At 54.9% G+C, this 20,229-nt stretch carries 18 protein-coding genes; 3 read left to right on the top strand and 15 right to left on the bottom strand.

The genetic code is table 11. The features are described from left to right. Position 1 precedes the first annotated feature (1 nt). The 9 genes from pabC to yceD all read right to left on the bottom strand — a co-directional run bounded on the left by pabC (position 2) and on the right by yceD (position 7,430). A complete protein-coding gene (gene pabC / locus ACQ0PY_RS10115) occupies positions 2 to 811 on the bottom strand; it encodes an aminodeoxychorismate lyase (RefSeq protein ID WP_150547111.1) in 810 nt (269 codons plus the stop codon). Between the two features lie 119 nt (positions 812 to 930). After that, a complete protein-coding gene (gene fabF / locus ACQ0PY_RS10110; protein WP_043000983.1) occupies positions 931 to 2,172 on the bottom strand; it encodes a beta-ketoacyl-ACP synthase II in 1,242 nt (413 codons plus the stop codon). 86 nt (positions 2,173 to 2,258) lie between these two features. Beyond that, complete coding sequence (acpP, locus tag ACQ0PY_RS10105; RefSeq protein WP_000103754.1) at positions 2,259 to 2,495, bottom strand: acyl carrier protein; 237 nt, start codon at positions 2,493 to 2,495, stop codon at positions 2,259 to 2,261. Positions 2,496 to 2,772: 277 nt separating this feature from the next. Next, positions 2,773 to 3,507: a 3-oxoacyl-ACP reductase FabG gene (fabG, locus tag ACQ0PY_RS10100; RefSeq protein ID WP_042319622.1), complete on the bottom strand. Its 735-nt coding sequence runs from the start codon at positions 3,505 to 3,507 to the stop codon at positions 2,773 to 2,775. A gap of 12 nt (positions 3,508 to 3,519) precedes the next feature. Then, the gene (gene fabD / locus ACQ0PY_RS10095; protein WP_043000984.1) at positions 3,520 to 4,449 is read right to left on the bottom strand and encodes an ACP S-malonyltransferase; all 930 of its coding nucleotides are present in this window, start codon (positions 4,447 to 4,449) and stop codon (positions 3,520 to 3,522) included. Positions 4,450 to 4,464: 15 nt separating this feature from the next. Beyond that, a complete protein-coding gene (gene fabH / locus ACQ0PY_RS10090; protein ID WP_043000985.1) occupies positions 4,465 to 5,418 on the bottom strand; it encodes a beta-ketoacyl-ACP synthase III in 954 nt (317 codons plus the stop codon). A gap of 77 nt (positions 5,419 to 5,495) precedes the next feature. Continuing rightward, positions 5,496 to 6,572, bottom strand: a complete 1,077-nt coding sequence (gene plsX, locus ACQ0PY_RS10085; RefSeq protein WP_046402096.1) for a phosphate acyltransferase PlsX — start codon at positions 6,570 to 6,572, stop codon at positions 5,496 to 5,498. Positions 6,573 to 6,718: 146 nt separating this feature from the next. Continuing rightward, a complete protein-coding gene (rpmF, locus tag ACQ0PY_RS10080) occupies positions 6,719 to 6,892 on the bottom strand; it encodes a 50S ribosomal protein L32 (RefSeq protein ID WP_000290727.1) in 174 nt (57 codons plus the stop codon). A 16-nt stretch (positions 6,893 to 6,908) separates the two neighbouring features. Then, positions 6,909 to 7,430: a 23S rRNA accumulation protein YceD gene (gene yceD / locus ACQ0PY_RS10075; RefSeq protein WP_109740174.1), complete on the bottom strand. Its 522-nt coding sequence runs from the start codon at positions 7,428 to 7,430 to the stop codon at positions 6,909 to 6,911. A gap of 197 nt (positions 7,431 to 7,627) precedes the next feature. Here yceD and ACQ0PY_RS10070 point away from each other — a divergent pair, with 197 nt between their 5' ends. Then, positions 7,628 to 8,212, top strand: coding sequence for a Maf family protein (locus ACQ0PY_RS10070; protein ID WP_043000988.1), 585 nt, complete (start codon positions 7,628 to 7,630; stop codon positions 8,210 to 8,212). A 107-nt stretch (positions 8,213 to 8,319) separates the two neighbouring features. On the opposite strand, the gene rluC is transcribed toward ACQ0PY_RS10070, so the two are convergent. Further along, a complete protein-coding gene (gene rluC / locus ACQ0PY_RS10065; RefSeq protein WP_043000989.1) occupies positions 8,320 to 9,273 on the bottom strand; it encodes a 23S rRNA pseudouridine(955/2504/2580) synthase RluC in 954 nt (317 codons plus the stop codon). A gap of 573 nt (positions 9,274 to 9,846) precedes the next feature. Here rluC and rne point away from each other — a divergent pair. Further along, positions 9,847 to 13,143: a ribonuclease E gene (rne, locus tag ACQ0PY_RS10060; protein WP_150547110.1), complete on the top strand. Its 3,297-nt coding sequence runs from the start codon at positions 9,847 to 9,849 to the stop codon at positions 13,141 to 13,143. A 39-nt stretch (positions 13,144 to 13,182) separates the two neighbouring features. Here the strand turns inward: rne and ACQ0PY_RS10055 are convergent, their stop codons facing one another. After that, entirely contained in the window at positions 13,183 to 14,118 is a 936-nt protein-coding gene (locus tag ACQ0PY_RS10055; RefSeq protein WP_109740172.1) for a LysR family transcriptional regulator, read from the bottom strand. Positions 14,119 to 14,228: 110 nt separating this feature from the next. Here ACQ0PY_RS10055 and ACQ0PY_RS10050 point away from each other — a divergent pair, with 110 nt between their 5' ends. Further along, the gene (locus ACQ0PY_RS10050; protein ID WP_104010320.1) at positions 14,229 to 15,422 is read left to right on the top strand and encodes an MFS transporter; all 1,194 of its coding nucleotides are present in this window, start codon (positions 14,229 to 14,231) and stop codon (positions 15,420 to 15,422) included. Between the two features lie 83 nt (positions 15,423 to 15,505). Here the strand turns inward: ACQ0PY_RS10050 and flgL are convergent, their stop codons facing one another. The 4 genes from flgL to ACQ0PY_RS10030 all read right to left on the bottom strand — a co-directional run bounded on the left by flgL (position 15,506) and on the right by ACQ0PY_RS10030 (position 20,221). After that, on the bottom strand, positions 15,506 to 16,459 hold the full coding sequence (gene flgL, locus ACQ0PY_RS10045; protein ID WP_043000994.1) for a flagellar hook-associated protein FlgL: 954 nt from the start codon (positions 16,457 to 16,459) through the stop codon (positions 15,506 to 15,508). 14 nt (positions 16,460 to 16,473) lie between these two features. Continuing rightward, the gene (gene flgK, locus ACQ0PY_RS10040; protein WP_044258013.1) at positions 16,474 to 18,108 is read right to left on the bottom strand and encodes a flagellar hook-associated protein FlgK; all 1,635 of its coding nucleotides are present in this window, start codon (positions 18,106 to 18,108) and stop codon (positions 16,474 to 16,476) included. A 65-nt stretch (positions 18,109 to 18,173) separates the two neighbouring features. After that, positions 18,174 to 19,124 carry a flagellar assembly peptidoglycan hydrolase FlgJ gene (gene flgJ, locus ACQ0PY_RS10035; protein WP_109740171.1) on the bottom strand — a complete coding sequence of 317 codons (951 nt, stop codon included), beginning with the start codon at positions 19,122 to 19,124 and terminating at the stop codon, positions 18,174 to 18,176. Then, complete coding sequence (locus ACQ0PY_RS10030) at positions 19,124 to 20,221, bottom strand: flagellar basal body P-ring protein FlgI (RefSeq protein ID WP_043000997.1); 1,098 nt, start codon at positions 20,219 to 20,221, stop codon at positions 19,124 to 19,126. The genes flgJ and ACQ0PY_RS10030 overlap by 1 nt, the downstream gene beginning before the upstream one ends. Positions 20,222 to 20,229 lie beyond the last annotated feature (8 nt).

Here is a 20,229-nt window from a genome sequence, read left to right as displayed (position 1 = left end):
ACTAATTCGGATGCTCACACAGTGGGGCCAGAAACTGAAATAATACACGTGAAGACAACGTGTTAGCGCCATAAGCCCGCACAGGTACAATCGGCATCAGCGCATTGCAGACCACCATTTCATCGGCATGTTGCAGCGCTGCTTCGCGGGCATGGGTTTCGACAACCTGAAAAGACGATTGTGCCAGTTTCCGGATACAGAATTGTCGCATAATACCGTTCACTCCCGCCTGATCGAGGCGCGGCGTATAGACCACATAGTCTTTTCGCCAGAATAAATTAGCCGCACAGCATTCCGTAACCCAACCCTCACTGTCAAGAACCAACGCCTCTTCGGCGTCCGTCTGCTCAAGATGAGAACGGATCAGCACTTGTTCGAGCCGGTTCAGGTGCTTGATGCCCGCGAGCAAAGGGTTACGCCCCAGACGAACCGGGCTTAAGGCAAGCGTGATCCCCTGTTCGCGCCAGCGGTCATAATGCTGCGGATAGGCAGACACAGAGAGAATGCGGGTGCTGTCACGACACTGCGCGCCGCTGTATCCTCGTCCCCCACTTCCACGGCTGATAATCACCTTCAGTACCGCACGTGGATGGCCCGCGGCCAGCACGGTCATTTCGCGCTCAAGCACATCCCAGTCATCAAAGGCAATCAGCAACGTTGCGCAGGCCGCCTGCAAGCGCCGCAAATGCGCCGCCAGCAGCGATACGGTGCCGTCGAGAATGCACGCAGTGGTAAAGCAGCCATCGCCAAACTGGATGGCGCGATCGCTTGCGGGAAGAGATTCCTGTTCACGGCCATTGATCAAGAACATGGTGGCTCCTTATGCATGGCCCGTTAGTGTCGCAGGATGGTTAGCGCAGGACAAGGGAAGAAAACGCAATAAAAAAGGCCCGACAAGCGGACCTTTTAACCAGGAAGGCAGAACGGCGGTCAGACCTTTTTAAAGATCAATGAACCGTTAGTCCCACCGAAACCGAAGGAATTACACAGCGTGTACTCCATTCCGCTGACCTGACGCGCTTCGTGAGGAACGAAGTCCAGATCGCAACCTTCATCCGGGTTATCCAGGTTGATGGTTGGCGGAACAGCCTGATCGCGCAGCGCCAGGATAGAGTAAATCGACTCTACCGCGCCCGCTGCACCCAACAGGTGACCGGTCATGGACTTGGTGGAACTCACCATCACACGGCTTGCCGCATCGCCAAAGACAGATTTAACAGCCTGCGCTTCAGCTTTATCGCCTGCCGGCGTGGACGTCCCATGGGCGTTAACGTAGCCAATCTGGCCAGGTTCAATCGCCGCATCACGCAATGCATTGACCATCGCCAGGGCAGCACCAGCGCCGTTTTCCGGCGGCGACGTCATGTGGTAAGCGTCACTGCTCATCCCGAAGCCAACGACTTCAGCATAAATTTTTGCGCCGCGCGCTTTAGCATGCTCGTACTCTTCCAGTACCACCATGCCTGCACCGTCGCCCAGAACAAAGCCATCTCGCTCTTTGTCCCACGGGCGGCTTGCCGCTTGCGGGTTATCGTTACGGGTAGACAACGCACGTGCTGCGCCAAAGCCGCCTACGCCCAGTGGCGTACTGGCTTTTTCAGCACCGCCCGCGACCATCGCGTCCGCATCGCCGTATGCAATGATACGCGCGGCATGACCGATGTTATGTACGCCTGAGGTGCAGGCGGTCGCGATAGAGATGCTTGGCCCACGCAGGCCATACATGATGGTCAGGTGACCCGCCACCATGTTAACAATCGTCGACGGAACGAAGAATGGGCTGATTTTACGCGGTCCACCGTTCACCAGAGAACTGTGGTTTTCTTCAATCAGTCCGAGACCGCCGATACCGGAGCCAATAGCGGCGCCAATACGGGATGCGTTCTCTTCCGTTACTTCAAGGCCAGAATCCTGCATGGCCTGAACGCCAGCGACAATTCCATATTGAATGAAGGCATCCATCTTGCGCTGTTCTTTGCGCGAGATAATGTCATCACAGTTAAAATCCTTTACTAAGCCAGCAAATTTCGTTGCATAGGCGCTAGTATCGAAATGGTCGATCAGGCTGATGCCACTCTGACCGGCAAGGAGAGCTTTCCAGGTAGACTCTACGGTATTGCCGACAGGAGACAACATGCCCAGTCCGGTCACAACTACACGACGCTTAGACACGGTTGTCCTCCAGGGAGGGATAATTGATTCAAGTGGGACAAAAAGATAAAACTCAGGCGGTCGAATGACCGCCTGGAGATGTTCACTTACGCCTGGTGGCCGTTGATGTAATCAATGGCAGCCTGAACGGTGGTGATTTTCTCAGCTTCTTCGTCCGGAATCTCAGTATCAAACTCTTCTTCCAGAGCCATTACCAGCTCAACGGTGTCAAGAGAATCTGCGCCCAGGTCTTCAACGAAAGAAGCATTGTTGGTAACTTCTTCCTGCTTAACGCCCAGCTGTTCGCCGATAATTTTCTTAACGCGTTCTTCGATAGTGCTCATACTCTTAAATTTCCTATCAAAACTCGCTTTCGCGATGGTTTTCGTAGTGTATAAAATGTTGAAAAATTTGCAACTAAATCCCGGCAGGTCTTACCACGATTTTACGTTATTTTGAGGCCAAGACCTATAATAACGCAAATATTTTTCTACGCTTTATCCTTCAAATTGTCTCTGTGTTGGCTGCATCCTCAAACTCTGGTCACATAGTCATCTATGCTCGCCGGCTTTTCGGTCTTGCCGCCTTGATACAATTTGGATGATTTTGCGTATCTCGTGGTTAAACCATATACATCCCGCCGTTGACGTGCAAAGTCTCACCCGTGATGTAACCTGCTTCGTCAGAGGCTAAAAATGCAACCGCACTGGCGATCTCTTTCGGATCGCCAAGACGACCTGCAGGAACTGCCGCCAACGTACCCGCACGCTGCTCATCAGTCAGCGCACGCGTCATGTCCGTTTCAATAAAGCCCGGAGCAACAACGTTCACTGTAATACCGCGGGACGCAACTTCGCGTGCCAGCGATTTACTGAAGCCGATCAGACCCGCTTTCGCCGCAGCGTAGTTTGTCTGACCCGCATTTCCCATGGTACCAACCACAGAACCGACAGTGATAATACGTCCATGACGCTTTTTCATCATAGCGCGCATTACCGCTTTTGACAGGCGGAAAACAGATGAAAGATTGGTTTCGAGAATATCGTTCCACTCATCATCTTTCATTCGCATCAGCAGGTTATCACGTGTGATACCGGCATTATTGACCAGGATATCCACTTCACCAAATTCTGCGCGAATTTTTTCCAGAACAGATTCGATAGATGCTGGATCAGTCACATTCAACATCAGACCTTTACCTTTAGCACCTAAGTAATCGCTGATGGCCTGAGCGCCACTTTCGCTGGTCGCGGTACCGATAACGGTCGCGCCACGGGCAACAAGCGTCTCTGCAATTGCGCGGCCAATGCCACGACTTGCACCGGTAACCAGCGCGATTTTTCCTTCAAAACTCATGGTGTTCCTCTTTTATTGCGCAAGTGCCGCCGACATTGCCGCCGGTTCGTTCAGAGCCGAGGCAGTCAGGGTATCAACAATACGTTTCGTCAGGCCCGTAAGCACTTTACCTGGTCCCACTTCATACAGGTGCTCGACACCCTGAGACGCCATTAATTCAACGCTCTTCGTCCACTGTACCGGACTGTACAACTGGCGCACCAACGCATCGCGAATGGCGTCTGCGTCAGTTTCACATTTCACGTCCACGTTGTTGATAACCGGTACAGATGGCGCGTTAAAGGTAATTTTCGCTAATTCTGCTGCCAGTTTTTCCGCTGCTGGCTTCATCAGCGCACAGTGAGACGGTACGCTCACCGGTAACGGCAGCGCACGTTTTGCACCGGCGGCTTTACAGGCGGCACCAGCACGCTCAACGGCTTCTTTATGCCCGGCGATAACGACCTGTCCCGGTGAGTTATAGTTCACCGGCGAGACCACCTGGCCTTCTGCGGCTTCTTCGCACGCTTTTGCAATGGACGCATCATCGAGACCGATGATAGCAGACATACCGCCTGTGCCTTCCGGAACGGCTTCCTGCATGAATTTACCACGCAGCTCAACCAGACGCACTGCGTCAGCAAAATTAATGACACCGGCGCAAACCAGCGCAGAGTATTCACCAAGGCTATGACCCGCCATCAGCACAGGCGCTTTACCGCCCTGCTGTTGCCAGACGCGATACAGCGCAACGGACGCGGCTAACAGCGCAGGCTGCGTCTGCCAGGTCTTGTTCAGTTCTTCAGCCGGCCCCTGTTGAGTCAGCGCCCACAGGTCATAGCCCAGCGCCGCAGAAGCGTCGGCAAACGTCTCTTCGACGATGGGATAGCTTGCCGCCATATCGGCTAACATCCCAACGGTCTGGGAACCCTGTCCAGGGAACACAAATGCGAATTGCGTCATGTTTAAATCCTTATACTAGAAACGAACCAGCGCGGAGCCCCAGGTGAATCCACCGCCAAAGGCTTCAAGCAACACAAGCTGACCTTCTTTGATACGTCCGTCACGCACGGCTTCATCCAGCGCGCAAGGAACGGAGGCCGCAGACGTGTTGCCGTGTCTGTCCAGAGTCACCACCACATTGTCCATCGACATGCCCAGTTTTTTGGCCGTCGCGCTGATGATACGTAGGTTAGCCTGATGCGGAACCAGCCAGTCAAGTTCTGAACGATCCAGGTTATTGGCCGCCAGTGTCTCGTCGACAATGTGTGCAAGTTCGGTAACAGCCACTTTGAACACTTCGTTGCCTGCCATCGTCAAATGAATCGAATTTTCCGGATTCACGCGATCGGCATTCGGCAGCGTCAGCAGTTCGCCATAGCGGCCATCAGCATGCAGATGGGTAGAGATGATGCCCGGCTTGTCAGAGGCGCTCAGTACCACGGCACCGGCACCATCGCCAAAAATAATGATTGTGCCACGATCGGTTGGATCGCAGGTGCGGGCCAGAACATCGGAACCAACCACCAGCGCGTATTTGACCGCACCCGTTTTAACGTACATGTCGGCGACGCTTAATGCGTAAGTAAAGCCGGCACAGGCTGCGGCGACGTCAAACGCCGGGCAGCCTTTGATGCCCAGCATGTTCTGAATCTGGCATGCTGCGCTGGGGAATGCATGTGTCGCTGAGGTGGTCGCTACCACAATCAAGCCAATCTGTTCTTTATCAATGCCCGCCATTTCCAGCGCGCGTTGAGCCGCCGTAAAACCCATCGTTGAGACGGTTTCATTCGGCGCAGCAATATGGCGTTCACGAATACCTGTACGGGTGACAATCCACTCGTCAGACGTATCGACCATTTTTTCCAGATCGGCGTTAGTCCGCACCTGTTCAGGCAGATAGCTGCCAGTACCAATAATCTTTGTATACATGTACGCTCAGTCACTTTTTGGTTATATACCGCGCATCACAACGGCTAAGATGCTGGGGCTCTCACGCCACACCGTAATCAGTGTGGCTGCGATGTGTCGCCATTACCAGCATCCAGCATTGTAAATCCAGCTGGGTATACAGATTCCAGGCGAGCGGCAATTCGCTGAGGAACTTGTCGCTGCACCGCCTGCACTGCCTGTTCAATCGCGACGGTAAACGCTCGCTGATTGGCCGCACCATGACTTTTTATCACCGTGCCGCGCAATCCTAACAGACAGGCGCCATTATACTGGTCGGGGTTGAGGTGACTGAATCGCCTCGCCAGGCTTTTTTGTAACCAACGTTTTAATATCAGCAGCCACCACGACCGTTTTTTACCCTCACCCTGAGATTTCAGCAGTGAAAGGAACATTCTGACAACACCTTCCATCGTCTTTAATGTGACATTGCCTGTAAAACCGTCACATACCAGCACATCCGTTTTCCCCGTCAATAACTCATTGGCTTCAAGATAGCCGATGTAATTGATGGAAGGGATCGTTTTTAGCACCACAGAGGCATCCCGAATGCTGTCGAGCCCCTTGGTTTCTTCTTCACCAATGTTGAGCAGGGCCACACGAGGGTTGTTAATACCGACCACTTCTTCCGCAAGCACCGAGCCCATAATGGCAAATTGCACCAGCATCTTGCTGTCGCAATCGACGTTCGCCCCCAGATCGAGGACCACCGTCTTCCCTTTCTGCTGATGCGGCAAAACCGTCACCAGCGCAGGACGCTCAATACCGTCGAGCGGTTTGAGCAATAATTTTGCAAGTCCCATCAGCGCACCGGTATTTCCGGCGCTGATGCAGGCTTGTGCTCGCCCTTCCTTCACGAGTTCCAGCGCCACACGCATTGAGCTCCCGCGACTGGCGCGGATTGCCTGCGAAGGCCGGGCATCACTGGCGATAACTGACTGTGCAGGGATAATCTGCAGACGCGAACGTTGTTCAAAGTCAGCTTTAGCAAGTAATGGCGTGATAGTATCGGGATCCCCGACTAAAAGAAGTGTGAGTTGTGAATTAGAATTCAGTGCCTGCAATGCTGCAGGCACTGTCACGGAAGGGCCAAAATCACCCCCCATGACATCTAACGCCAGGGTTAGACGTGTCAAAGTCGTTTCGCCGCCTGGTTTGGTATTTCCCCGCAGCAACGGGGAATTTCCTCACTAAGCTTCATCACACGGTTTCTCTTCGTTTCTTACGCGAAAGAGGCATTAACAGCCTGCCTGTTACGTAAAATTCGTTGAGTAACGCGTGATTACTTAGCGATTACCTTGCGGCCACGGTAGTAACCGTCGGCGGTGATGTGGTGACGCAGGTGTTTTTCACCAGAAGTTTTGTCTACAGACAGGCTGGTGACTGCGGTCAGAGCGTCATGAGAACGACGCATGCCACGTTTGGAACGGGTTGGTTTATTCTGTTGTACGGCCATGGACCTTACTCCTCAATTACTTACGCTTTAAGCTGGCTAATACGGCAAATGGGTTTGGTTTTTGCGCTTCATCAGGCAGTTCACCAAAGACCATGTCCGCCTCGGACACTTCACAGTGTTCAGAATCATGCACCGGAACTACCGGCAAGGAGAGGATAATTTCATCTTCCACCATTGCAAGCAGATCGATTTCACCGAATTCGTTAACCTCAATCGGCTCATACGCTTCCGGGAGTGCTTCAGCCTGTTCGTCGGAACGAACCGGACTGAAACAATACGTTGTGTGAACATGATGAGGAAACGGCTTCCCGCAACGCTGACATGCGAGCGTTACCGAAACCTTCGCATCACCGCTAATCACGGCAAGACGTTGGTTATCGATAGCAAACGACATGGCGCATTCCACATCACTGTCCACACTGACTACAGAATCGGCGACGCGCTCTACCAGATCAGAAGTATAGATACCTTCATAATCGAGGCGTTTTTGAGCCGTACGAACCGGATCAAGAGTCAGGGGTAATTTTACCTTTTGCATAGGGCGCGCATATTAACTTTGTAACGTCATATAGTCAAAGAAAAAGGCAGCCTGCGGTTGCCTTTTGCCAATAATTCGCACACATTGCGGTTTACAGACTTATTTTCGCTCAGGAGACGCCACAACGGCACGCCTGAAGGACGAAGAGCATAGTTTAAAATGGCTCTCATCAATACGCTATATCTGGTGGAAAAAATATGCCTAATCTCATTCTTGCCTCCACATCTCCCTGGCGCCGCGCCCTGCTGGAAAAACTGGCGATGCCCTTTGAATGCGCGGCCCCTGAGGTTGACGAAACGCCGATGCCCGGAGAGAGTCCTCGCCACTTAGTCAACCGACTGGCGCAAGAGAAAGCGCAATCGCTGGCTCACCGCTTTCCGTCTCATCTTATTATTGGTTCCGATCAGGTATGCGTACTGGATGGCGAAATCGCCGGTAAGCCCTTAACAGAAGAGAAAGCCTGCCAACAGTTAGCCAAAGCCAGCGGCAATATCATTACATTCTATACCGGTCTGGCGCTGTATAACTCCGCGACGGGACATTTACAGACCGAGGTGGAACCCTTTGACGTTCACTTCCGCCATCTCAGTGAAGCGGAAATTGAAGACTACGTGCGTAAAGAACGCCCGCTGCACTGCGCAGGGAGTTTTAAAAGCGAAGGTCTGGGGATAGCGCTCTTTGAGCGCTTAGAGGGGCGAGACCCAAACACGCTGATTGGTTTACCGCTGATCGCACTGTGCCAGATGTTACGTCGGGAAGAGATGAACCCGCTGAAAACCTGATTAATGGTACTATCCAGTAGGCGGGAGAATACAACGCCTTCAGGCGTAAACCTGCCGGATGGCGACGTAGACGTCTTATCCGGCAGGTTTAGCGCGATAAATGCGCATCAGGCCGGCTTACGTAACACCTGTAAACAGCGTTTCAGTTGGTCGTCCATCGGCGCTTCAATGCGCAGCACCTCACCCGTACCCGGGTGGGTAAATTTCAGTGCTGCTGCATGCAGGAACAGACGCGACAATCCGGTTCCTGCCAGTTGTTTATCGAAGTCGCGGTCACCGTAGCGATCGTCAAAAGCAATCGGATGACCCGCGTACTGAGTGTGCACGCGAATCTGGTGTGTGCGGCCCGTCACCGGGCTACAGCGAACCAGCGTGGCGAACGCGTAACGTTCTTCCACCTTAAAACGCGTTTCCGACGGTTTGCCTTCCTGATTCACCCGCACAATACGCTCGCCGCTTTGCAGAATGTTCTTCAATAACGGTGCCTGTACCGTTTTGACATGTGACTGCCATTGCCCGCGCACCAGGGCGAGATAATCTTTTTGCATCCCCTTCTCGCGCAGTTGCTCATGTAGCGAACGCAGTGCTGAACGTTTCTTCGCGACCAACAGCACGCCCGACGTATCGCGGTCAAGACGGTGTACCAGCTCAAGAAAACGCGCCTCAGGACGCAGCGCACGTAACCCTTCAATCACGCCAAAGCTTAACCCGCTGCCGCCATGCACCGCGGTTCCCGACGGCTTGTTCAGCACCAGAATATGGTCGTCTTCATAAAGGATAACGTCCGCCAGCGCCGCCACTTTTTGCAGATGCGGCGAAACGGCCTCTTCTTCACGCTCCGCCACGCGAACCGGCGGAATGCGCACTTCATCACCCGCTTCCAGTTTGTATTCGGGTTTGATGCGTTTTTTATTCACCCGCACTTCGCCTTTACGCAAAATGCGATAAATCATACTTTTCGGCACACCTTTGAGCTGTGTGCGCAAAAAATTATCAATGCGTTGCCCCGCTTCGTCAGCAGTAATAGCAACAATTCTTACGGATGGAGTCTCTGTTTTCATGGGGGCCGATTCTAAATAGCCACAAGGATTAGCGCCACTCATTTTTCTATGCTTATATTTATCTTTATCCTTCGTCACTCACGTGTTTCATGACTGATTTGGTGGTTATTAAACCAATCACCGCGCATAAGTGAAAAAACTGTGAGTAAGCGGGTGATAAATGGTAAAAGTCATCTTGCTATAACAAGGTTAGCAGTGGAATAATGTCACCGCTTCCGTGCTGAATCTTGTTAAAACAAGGAATTTTACGGAAAGACCCAATTTTGTCCGGACGATCATCCACGCAGCAATGGCGTAAGACGTATTGATCTTTCAGACAGTTAGCGGGCTGCGGGTTGCAGTCCTTACCGGTAGATCGGATCTTCTCTGGAGAGTAATACCCAGGCGGTTCCCCTGATAATTGCGCTGCGTTTCCGTATGAAATGCAGGCAACCGACACTCTGCGCCTCTTTGAGCTGACGATAACCGTGAGGTTGGCGACGCGAATAGACACGAGGCCATCGGTTCACACCCGGAAAGGCAATACTCTGCCCGCAGCTTAGTCGTCAATGTAAGAATAATGAGTAAGTTACGATGAAAAGAATGTTAATCAACGCAACTCAGCAGGAAGAGTTGCGTGTTGCCCTTGTAGATGGGCAGCGTCTGTACGACCTGGATATTGAAAGTCCTGGACATGAACAGAAAAAAGCGAACATCTATAAAGGCAAAATTACCCGTATTGAACCGAGTCTGGAAGCGGCTTTTGTTGATTACGGCGCTGAACGTCACGGTTTCCTCCCGTTAAAAGAAATTGCCCGCGAATATTTCCCCGCTAATTACAACGCTCATGGTCGTCCAAACATCAAAGATGTGCTGCGCGAAGGCCAGGAAGTTATTGTTCAGATTGATAAAGAAGAACGTGGCAACAAAGGCGCTGCGCTGACCACTTTTATCAGCCTGGCGGGCAGCTATCTGGTTCTGATGCCAAACAACCCGCGTGCGGGGGGTATCTCTCGTCGCATCGAAGGCGACGACCGTACCGAGCTGAAAGAAGCGCTGGCAAGCCTTGAACTGCCTGATGGCATGGGCCTTATTGTACGTACTGCGGGCGTAGGCAAATCTGCCGAAGCGCTGCAGTGGGACTTAAGCTTCCGTCTGAAACACTGGGAAGCCATTCAGAAAGCCGCGGAAAGCCGCCCTGCTCCGTTCCTGATCCATCAGGAGAGCAACGTGATTGTTCGCGCCTTCCGCGACTATCTGCGTCAGGATATCGGTGAAATCCTTATCGATAACCCGAAAGTGCTCGAACTGGCGCGCCAGCATATTGCGGCGTTAGGTCGTCCGGATTTCAGCAGCAAAATCAAACTTTACACCGGTGAAATCCCGCTGTTCAGCCACTATCAGATCGAGTCGCAGATTGAATCCGCGTTCCAGCGTGAAGTGCGTCTGCCTTCCGGCGGCTCTATCGTTATCGACAGCACCGAAGCGTTAACCGCCATCGACATTAACTCCGCTCGCGCAACCCGCGGCGGCGATATTGAAGAAACGGCGTTCAACACTAACCTGGAAGCGGCCGATGAGATCGCCCGTCAGTTGCGCCTGCGTGACCTCGGCGGCCTGATCGTTATCGACTTCATTGATATGACCCCGGTACGCCATCAGCGTGCGGTGGAAAACCGTCTGCGTGAAGCGGTCCGCCAGGATCGAGCGCGTATCCAGATCAGCCATATTTCACGCTTCGGCCTGCTGGAAATGTCACGTCAGCGCCTGAGCCCGTCGCTGGGCGAGTCCAGCCATCACGTCTGCCCACGCTGTAGCGGTACCGGCACCGTGCGTGATAACGAGTCGCTGTCCCTGTCTATTCTGCGTCTGATTGAAGAAGAAGCGCTGAAAGAGAATACTCAGGAAGTCCACGCGATTGTCCCAGTGCCAATTGCCTCCTATCTGCTCAACGAAAAACGTACCGCCGTTAATGCGATTGAAACCCGACAGGATGGCGTGCGTTGCGTGATCGTACCTAACGATCAAATGGAAACGCCGCACTACTCCGTACTGCGCGTGCGTAAAGGTGAAGAGACGCCGACTCTGAGCTACATGCTGCCGAAGCTGCATGAAGAAGCGATGGCGTTACCGTCTGAAGAAGAGTTCGCCGAGCGTAAACGTCCTGAGCAGCCCGCTCTTGCCACCTTCGCCATGCCAGAAGTTCCGCCTGCGCCAACGCCTGCCGAACCGCCAGTGAAAGCCGCTGCGTCGAAGGCCGCCGTTGCGCCAGCCGCTCCGGCAGAGCCGGGGCTGCTGAGCCGTTTCTTTGGCGCACTGAAATCACTGTTCAGCGGTAGTGAAGACGTGAAACCTGCCGAGCAGCCTGCGCCGAAAGCCGCGGAGAAGCCGGAGCGTCAGCAGGATCGCCGTAAACGCCAGAACAACCGTCGTGACCGTAACGATCGCAACGAACGTCGTGACAACCGCGATAACCGTGGCGAACGTTCAGAAAATGGCGAGAACCGCGACGAGAATCGCCGTAACCGCCGTAATGCGCAGCAGAATGCCGAAAACCGTGATAACCGTCAGCAAGCGACCGACGTAGCGGATAAAGCAAAGTCTGGTGATGAGCAGCAGCAGCAGCAGCCACGTCGCGAACGTAACCGCCGTCGCAGTGATGATAAACGTCAGGCTCAGCAGGAAGTAAAAGCGCTGAATCTTGATGAGCAGCAGACTCCAGAGACCGAACAGGAAGAGCGCGTTCGTCAGGCTCAGCCGCGCCGTAAACAGCGTCAGCTGAACCAGAAAGTTCGTTACCACAACCAGGCCTCAGAAGTGGCAGAGGTAGAAACCGCCACCACGGAAGAGAACGTTGTCGCACCAGTTGCAGCACAGGCTGCGCCAGCGCAAAGCACTGAACTGGTGAAAGTGCCGCTGCCTGTCGTGACAGAAGCAACCCCAGAGCAGGATGACAATGGTGAAGCACGTGATAACGCCGGTATGCCGCGTCGTTCGCGTCGTTCCCCACGTCATCTGCGTGTGAGCGGCCAGCGTCGTCGTCGTTATCGTGACGAACGTTACCCACTGCAGTCGCCGATGCCGCTGACTGTCGCCTGCGCCTCGCCAGAAATGGCGTCCGGCAAAGTGTGGATCCGCTACCCGGTAGCCCGTCCTCAGGATGCGCAGCCAGAAGCACAGGAAATCGAACAGGTACAGGCCCAGCCTGTTGTGACCGAACCGCAAGCCGTGGCAGCCGCCGTTGAAGCTGTTGCCGCAGTCGAACCCGCCGTTGAAACTGTCGTTGAAACGGTAACAGAAGCACCGGTTCAGGCTGAAGCCGTGGTTGAAACGACGCATCCGGAAGTCATTGCCGCCCCGGTGGTTGAACAGCCGCAGGTGATTGCCGACGCCGATGTGCCGGTCGCCGAAGAGGTTGCCGCTCAGGCAGAGCCTGTCGCTGAAACGCAGGAAACCGCTCCGGTCGTTGAAGAGACACCAGACGTGGTTACGGTCGAGCCTGAAACAATGACTGTCGTGCCTGACGTGGTTGCGGCTGAACCTGTCGCCGTTGAACCTGAAGTGGTTGCAGAGCCTGAAGTCATTGCAGAACCGGTTGCAGCGCCTGTGATCGCTGAAGCACCCACAGCGCCTGCGCCAGTATCCGAACCCGTTGTCGTTGCACCGATCGCAGAAGCCGCAGCGCCAGTCGTGGCAGAACCTGTTGCTGAGCACAGCCACGCAACCGCACCGATGACCCGTGCGCCAGCGCCGGAATATGTGCCTGAAGCGCCACGCCACAGTGACTGGCAGCGCCCTGCTTTCGCCTTTGATGGTAAAGGCGCCGCAGGTGGTCACACTGCCTCGCACAGTGCCTCTGCTGGACCGACTCGTCCTCAGCCTGTCGAGTAAAATCGATAGCGTAAAAAGCCGACCTCAGGGTCGGCTTTTTTATTCCCCTTCAGGTCGGCGCATTCCCGCCAGTTCCGGCATCACCTTTTTCATCAATTCCAGAAAGTTACGCAGGCGAGTGGGATAATAACGCGCCCAGGGATAGACCAGGTGTACTGGCAAAGGTGCGGCCTGCCAGTCAGGAACCAGCTCGACGAGTCGTCCTTGCGCGATATCCTCGGTCACCGTCCAGCTTGACACCACCACCACGCCTAACCCCGTCAGCGCTGCATTGCGCGCTACGTAGATACTGTCGGTACTCAGTCGCGGCGTGATCGGAAAGGTCACCGGTTCCCGACTGTGCTGATGGCTAAGTGAGACGTTGTGTTGATAGAAGGTGTTGACGGCAATCCAGGGCAGCGACGATAGCTGTTCTGGCACCGCGATCGTTGCAAATTGCGCCAGCAGCGCCGGTGACGCGACCACGCTACGCGGCACTTCCGCTAGCAGCACCGAAACCGTTGCCGGATCGACCTCCGCGCCCACGCGGATCGCGCAGTCGATATTGTCGCTGAGAAAATCGACCGTTTTATCGTTGAGCATCCACTCCACCGACAGATTGGGGTAGCGCGCTAAAAAGTGCAGTAATGGCGTGAGGAGCTGCTGCTGACCAAAAGCATGCGGAGCCCGCACCCGCAATGTCCCGACGGGCTCATCTTCCGTGACGTTGAGTCCGTCCTCCAGTGCCAGCCAGGCGTCAATGATATGTTTGGCGTGCTGGTATCCGCGCTCGCCGTCGTCCGTTAGCTTCATGGCGTGCGTGGTACGTAAGACCAGTTTTACCCCCAGCATCGCCTCCAGCGACTGCAACCGCCGACTGATTGTCGCCTGGGTCGTGTTCAACTGACGAGCGGCAGCTGACAACGATCCGGCCTCCACGATGCGCACAAACGTTCGCATCAGTTCCACCCTGTCTATACGCTCATTCTTTTTCATTCATTCGATGCTCATACGCTTTACGTATAATCGTTTTACCACTTCGCTGACTACCAGACCACCGCCATTCAGAGAAAAATAGCCTCACACCTGTGATTGAGGATTTTGAAATGCACACACCGTCTCGTTGGCTGATCTTTGTTCTGGCGCTGGGCGCAGGCTTCAGCGTTGCCGCCATCTACTATGCACAACCGTTGTTACCGCTAATGGGGGCCGATTTGGCGCTCAGCATCACCGGCATGGGACTGGTGCCCACGTTAACGCAGGCCGGCTATGCGTTAGGGATCCTGTTTTTATTGCCGCTCGGCGACCGTTACGATCGGCGCTGGCTCATTCTGATGAAAAGCGCCGCGCTCGCCCTGTTGCTGCTGGCCTGTAGCGTCACAGGCCAGGTGCATTCTCTGCTGACCGTAAGCCTGTTGCTGGGGATGGCCGCGACGATGGCGCAGGATATCGTCCCGGCGGCGGCGATTCTCGCCCCAGAGGGCAAACAGGGAAAAACGGTCGGGACAGTGATGACCGGCCTGCTGCTGGGCATTTTATTGTCACGCACCGTGAGTGGTCTGGTCGGAGAAGCCTTTGGCTGGCGGGCAATGTATCAACTCGCCGCGCTCAGTATTGCCCTTGTCGGCGTATTGCTGTGGAAAGTCCTGCCCGCATTTACAGCCCATTCCACGCTGAGTTATCCCGCACTGATGGTGAGCCTGGCGCAGTTATGGTGTCGCTACCCGGCACTACGTCGTGCCGCCCTGGCGCAAGGTTTTCTGTCCGTCGCGTTCAGCGCGTTCTGGTCAACGCTGGCCGTGATGCTGGCAGAAAACTATCAGATGGGCAGCGCCGCCGCGGGGGCATTTGGTATCGCCGGGGCTGCCGGAGCGCTGGCTGCACCGTTGGCCGGTCATCTGGCAGATAAGATAGGCGCAGAAAAAGTGACGCAACTGGGGGCATTGCTGGTGACCGTTTCTTTTGCGCTGATGTTCCTGTTACCCGCGTTGCCCGTGCACGCGCAGTGGTTGCTGATTGCGCTCTCCGCCGTCGGCTTTGACCTGGGACTGCAATCGAGCCTGGTGGCGCACCAGAATCTGGTCTATAGCCTCGAACCGCAGGCCAGGGGGCGTCTGAATGCACTACTGTTCAGCGTCATCTTCATTGGCATGGCGCTGGGCTCGGTGCTCGGCAGTCAGGTGTATGCGCTGGCAAACTGGCAAGGCGTCGTCACGCTGGCCACCCTCAGTGGCACCCTTGCGCTGATCATCAGACTGGCGGGAAAGCGTTCCTCTGCCCCTCTGAGGGTTAGCGTGTAACCGACAAAAAAATGCCCGCTCCGGGGTGAGAGGGAGCGGGCAGATAAAACATACCCAGTTTCATGATATGTTTCAAATCGGTATTAGCGGTTGAGCTGGAATAGCGACATCCCCTGCATATCGGTAAAGGCTTTATAAGAGGCCTGGAGCGCCGCCTGCTGCATGACGTACGACGAAATGGCCGCGTTCCAGTCCACATCCACCAGATTACTCATCTGCTGCGTTTGTCCTAGTGCGCGATCGGTGCCCAGCGAGTCCAGACTCTCCAGTTCCTTCAGTTGCGTCCCCAGTTCCGCACGCACGCTCAGTACATTATTAAGCGAGTTTTTCAGACCGCGGTTGGTTTTATCAATCACCGCTTTTGCCTGTTCTTTCAGCGTCGCATCGTCACCTACAGGGGAATTCAATGAGGCAATCGCCGAATCCAGCATTTTGAACAGGTTGGTTTCGGACGTCCCGTTGTTCGGTTCCGGAACCGCATTACTGGTGATCTTGTCGAAAATTTTGTTGCCGGTGTGGCCGATGGTCATCGAACGGGAGGCATCCACCTGCTGAGTGATGTTCTCCGTACCGCCGTTGTAGGTACCATCAGCCTGAGCAAACGGAGCCGTTTCCGTTTTATAACCGGCAAAAATATAGCGACCGTTACCGTCGGTACTGTTTGCCAGGTTCATCAACTGATCGCGGATACCCTGTAAGTCCGTCGCCAGCGAGGCGCGGTCATCGTCACTCAGCGTTCCGTTACCGGCGCTGACGATTTTTTCCTGCGCGCTTTGTATCGCCGTCGTCACCTGGTTTAACACGTTCTCTTCCAGCGAAACCTTCTGCGTGGCGAAAGTCCTCGCCAGGGCGAACTGGCTGTTCTCCGACTGCGCCTGTGACAACACCACGGCCTGGGATGCGGCGATAGGATCGTCAGACGGATTGATTACCCGCTTCCCTGTCGACATCTGCTCACCGTATTTCATCCACTCCGCCTGGGAATTGGTGATACCACGCATGTTCTGCTGGTACATCATTTGGGTACTGATACGCATCGTTTCCTGCTCCCTTAGCGAATACTCAGCAGTGCATCAAACAGAGAGTTGGCGGTTTGCAACACCTGGGCATTGGCCAGATAATACTGCTGGAAGCGTTGCAGGTTGCCGTACTCTTCATCAAGGTTAACGCCGGAAATGGACTGTTGCTGATTGCTCAACTGCGTCACCACGTTGCCCTGGGTGGTGCTGCTGGTTTTCAGCGTTGCAGTTTTGCTGCCCACGTTGCTGACCAGCGTAGCGTAGGCGTCGTTAAACGATTTTGAACCACCTACCGTTGTGCTGTCCTTTTGCAAATCCAGCAACGCCTGACCGTTACGGTTGTCGCTTTCACCGGCCGTTGCGTCCTTCGCCATCGCAATTTGCGATTCGTTGGTCACCAGAACGCCCATATTGATGATGGCGTCGCTGACCGGCTTGACGATGAAGCTGTCATTTTTAGCAGGGCCAACATCGATGTTAATCTCCAGGCCATCAAAGGTCAGTTTGCCCGCGTTTTCGGTCGCTTCAAAAGAGGTGTTATCCGCAAGACGCGTCACCTGCCATTTCGCTCCGTCATAAACCACTTTATAGTCAGTCGCCTGAACCTCTGAGGCGGTTTTAACGGTCGCGCTGATGCTGCCGGTATTCTTGCTATTTCCATACACAGCCGGGTCGCCGATGCTGAAGAAATCGACATTATTTTTGCCGTTCGCATCATACCCTTCGCGGTGCTGCTGGTTAAACGCATCGGCGAACGCCAGCGCCAGTTGTCCCAGCGTGTTGCGCGTCTGATCCAGATCCTGGGAACGGAAGGTCAGCAGACCACCGAGCGAACCGGTCGTGATCAGTTTTTCCGGAATTTCGATGTTGCCCGCGATGGAATCGACATAGGCAACGGTGATTCGTGAAGGGTCGGACTGCGACTGTACCGCCGCTAGCTGACGGGCATTACTTCCCTGCACCAGTGAATAGCCGTTCGCCATCGTGATGTTATAGGTGCCGCCGTCCTGAACGCTGACTTCCACGCCGACAATTTTGTTCAGCTCACTGACCAACTGGTCGCGCTGATCAAGCAGGTTATTCGGCGATGCCCCGGCACCCACACCGGTCAGACGCGAGATCTGGTCGTTCAGGCTGGCAATCTGCTTACTGTAGTTGTTGATCTGATCGACGCTGGAACCAATCGCGATATTGACCTGCTTGTCCTGATCGCGCAGATACTGGTCGGTCGTTTTAAACTGGTTAACCAGCCCATTGGCTTTGCCAATCAGCGTCTGGCGCGCCGCCGGGTCTTCGGCGTTACTCACCAGCGTTTGCAGGCTGGTGAAAAAATCCTGCATGGACGAGGAGACAGAGCTGGTTTTGCTGGCCAGCAGGTTGTCGATTTTGGACATCTGCTCATAACGGGTCGTCAACCCGCTACTCTGGTTCTGCGCCGCGCGCAGTTGATTGGTGATGAACGAATCATATTCGCGCTGTACACCGGAAACATAAACACCATTGCCCACCCAACCGCCGGCACCCAGCGTGCTATTGGCTTGCGCCATAATGGTCGTCTGACGGGTATAGCCCGCAACGTTATAGCTGGAAATGTTGTTACTGGCAGTATTCAGCGCCGCCTGAGCCGCGCTCAGCCCGCTCATGGCGTTATTAATCAAGCTGGACATGGAAGTTCCTTTTAATCCTTCAGTTACAGATTATTATCGGCAGCAGGTCACAGGACTTGAGCCATTTAGAAGAGATTGTCGAGATTCGTGTTGTAGGCGTTGCTCACCTTCTCGCTCATCGACTTCAGCTGTTGGATCATACTGGTCAATTTACGTGCATAGTTCGGGTCGGTGGCATAACCGGCGCTTTGCAGTGCCTGCGCGCCCTGTTCCGCGGTAACCGCCGTGGTCACCGCCGCATAGCGTGGATTGCGGGTCAGCAGACCGACGTAATCTGACAACGCTTCAAGGTACGAGCTGTACACGCGGAATTTGGCCTTCACCTTTTTCGCTTCGCCGTTTTCATATTCGGTCGTGGTGATTTCCGTCACCGGCCCCTTCCAGTTACCCGAGGCCTTCACGCCAAACAGGTTGAAACTCGGCTCGCCGTTTTCCCGGCGAATCTGCCGCTGCCCCCAGCCGGACTCCAGCGCCGCCTGCGCCAGAATCAGGTGATGTGGCACGCCGCTCTGCTCACTGGCCAGACGGGCCGGCAGCGACAGTTGCGCCAGGAAGTCTTTGCTGTCGCCGGAGAGCGGTTCGTCATTGCTCTGCGGTGTTTTCGGCATCGCTTTACGCACCAGTTGCGTCAGCGCCTGGTTCTGGTAACTGGTCACCGTTTCCAGCGGGAATTTCATCGGCACCTGCGGCGTTTCTTCCGCAGGCTGCGCCTGCCCCTGCGTCATCTGTTTGACCATCATTTCCGCCAGCCCCAGACCTTTTCCGGCGGTCATCTGCTGCGCAATCTGCTGGTCATACATGCTGGTATACAGACGCGTTTGATCGCTGCTGAAGACGCCATCTTTTGGCAGCGCTTCACGCATGCTTTTCAGCATCATCTGGACGAACATGCCTTCCACCTGGCGGGCCACCGGGCGGATATTCGCCGCCGGATCCTGACCGGCTTTCGCCTTCAATTCATTCAGCGATTGCGCATCCCAGGCGGCGCTGGCCATCAGTTTGCTGTCGCTAATCATCAGATGATTTCCAGTTTCGCGCGTAAGCAACCGGCGCTCTGCATCGACTGCAGAATTGACATCAGATCCATCGGCGTCGCCCCCAGCGCATTCAGCGCACGGACCACGTTGTTCAGATTGGCGCTGGAACGAACGCTTTGCAGCGAACCGCCGCTCTGACGCAGATCGATTTGCGTTTGCGGTGTCACTACCGTCTGCCCCCCGCCAAACGGCGTATCCGGTTGACTGACATTAGCCTGACGGTTAACGGTCACGGAGAGATTCCCCTGCGCTACAGCACAGCTATCCAGCGTCACTTCGCGGTTCATCACCACCGAACCGGTACGTGAGTTGATCACCACTTTTGCATCCTGTGGCGTCACGTTCACTTCCATGTTCTGAATATCCGCCAGGAAGCGCACCTGAGAGCTGTTGCCGCTCGGTACGCGGACCTGAATCGTGCGCGCATCCAGTGCGGTGGCGCTGCCAAAGCCGCGTGACCGGTTGATGGTGTCAGCAATCTGCTGCGCCATGGTGAAGTCTTCATTATTCAGTTGCAGGTTCAGCGTATTACCTGCGCCGAACTGACTGGGCAACTCGCGCTCGATTGTCGCCCCGTTGGTGATCCGTCCGCCGTTAAGCTGGTTCACCTGCACGCTGCTGCCGCCCGCAGACGCCCCGGCGCCACCAACTAAAATGTTGCCCTGCGCCAGCGCATACACCTGGCTGTCGACCCCTTTCAACGGCGTCATCAACAGCGTCCCGCCGCGCAGACTTTTCGCGTTCCCCAGCGAAGACACCACTACGTCAATGGTTTGTCCCTGACGACCAAAGGCCGGGAAGGAGGCGGTTACCATGACCGCCGCGACGTTTTTCAACTGCATGTTCGTCCCGGTCGGTACGGTAATACCCAACTGCGAGAGCATGTTGTTCAGGGTCTGGGTGGTAAATGGCGTCTGGGTGGTCTGGTCACCGGTCCCGTCCAGCCCCACCACCAGGCCGTAGCCAATGAGCGAGTTTTCGCGCACGCCCTGCACGCTGGTCAGATCGCGGATACGATCGGCATGCGCCAGCGTGGCGACGAGGACCAGAACCAGTCCAACTACAGATTTCAACATGGGAGACC

The sequence above is a fragment of the Citrobacter sp. LST-B2 genome (assembly GCF_057983045.1).
The sequence above is the reverse complement of the archived record's forward strand: the minus strand, read 5'-3'. Positions and strand labels throughout refer to the sequence as shown.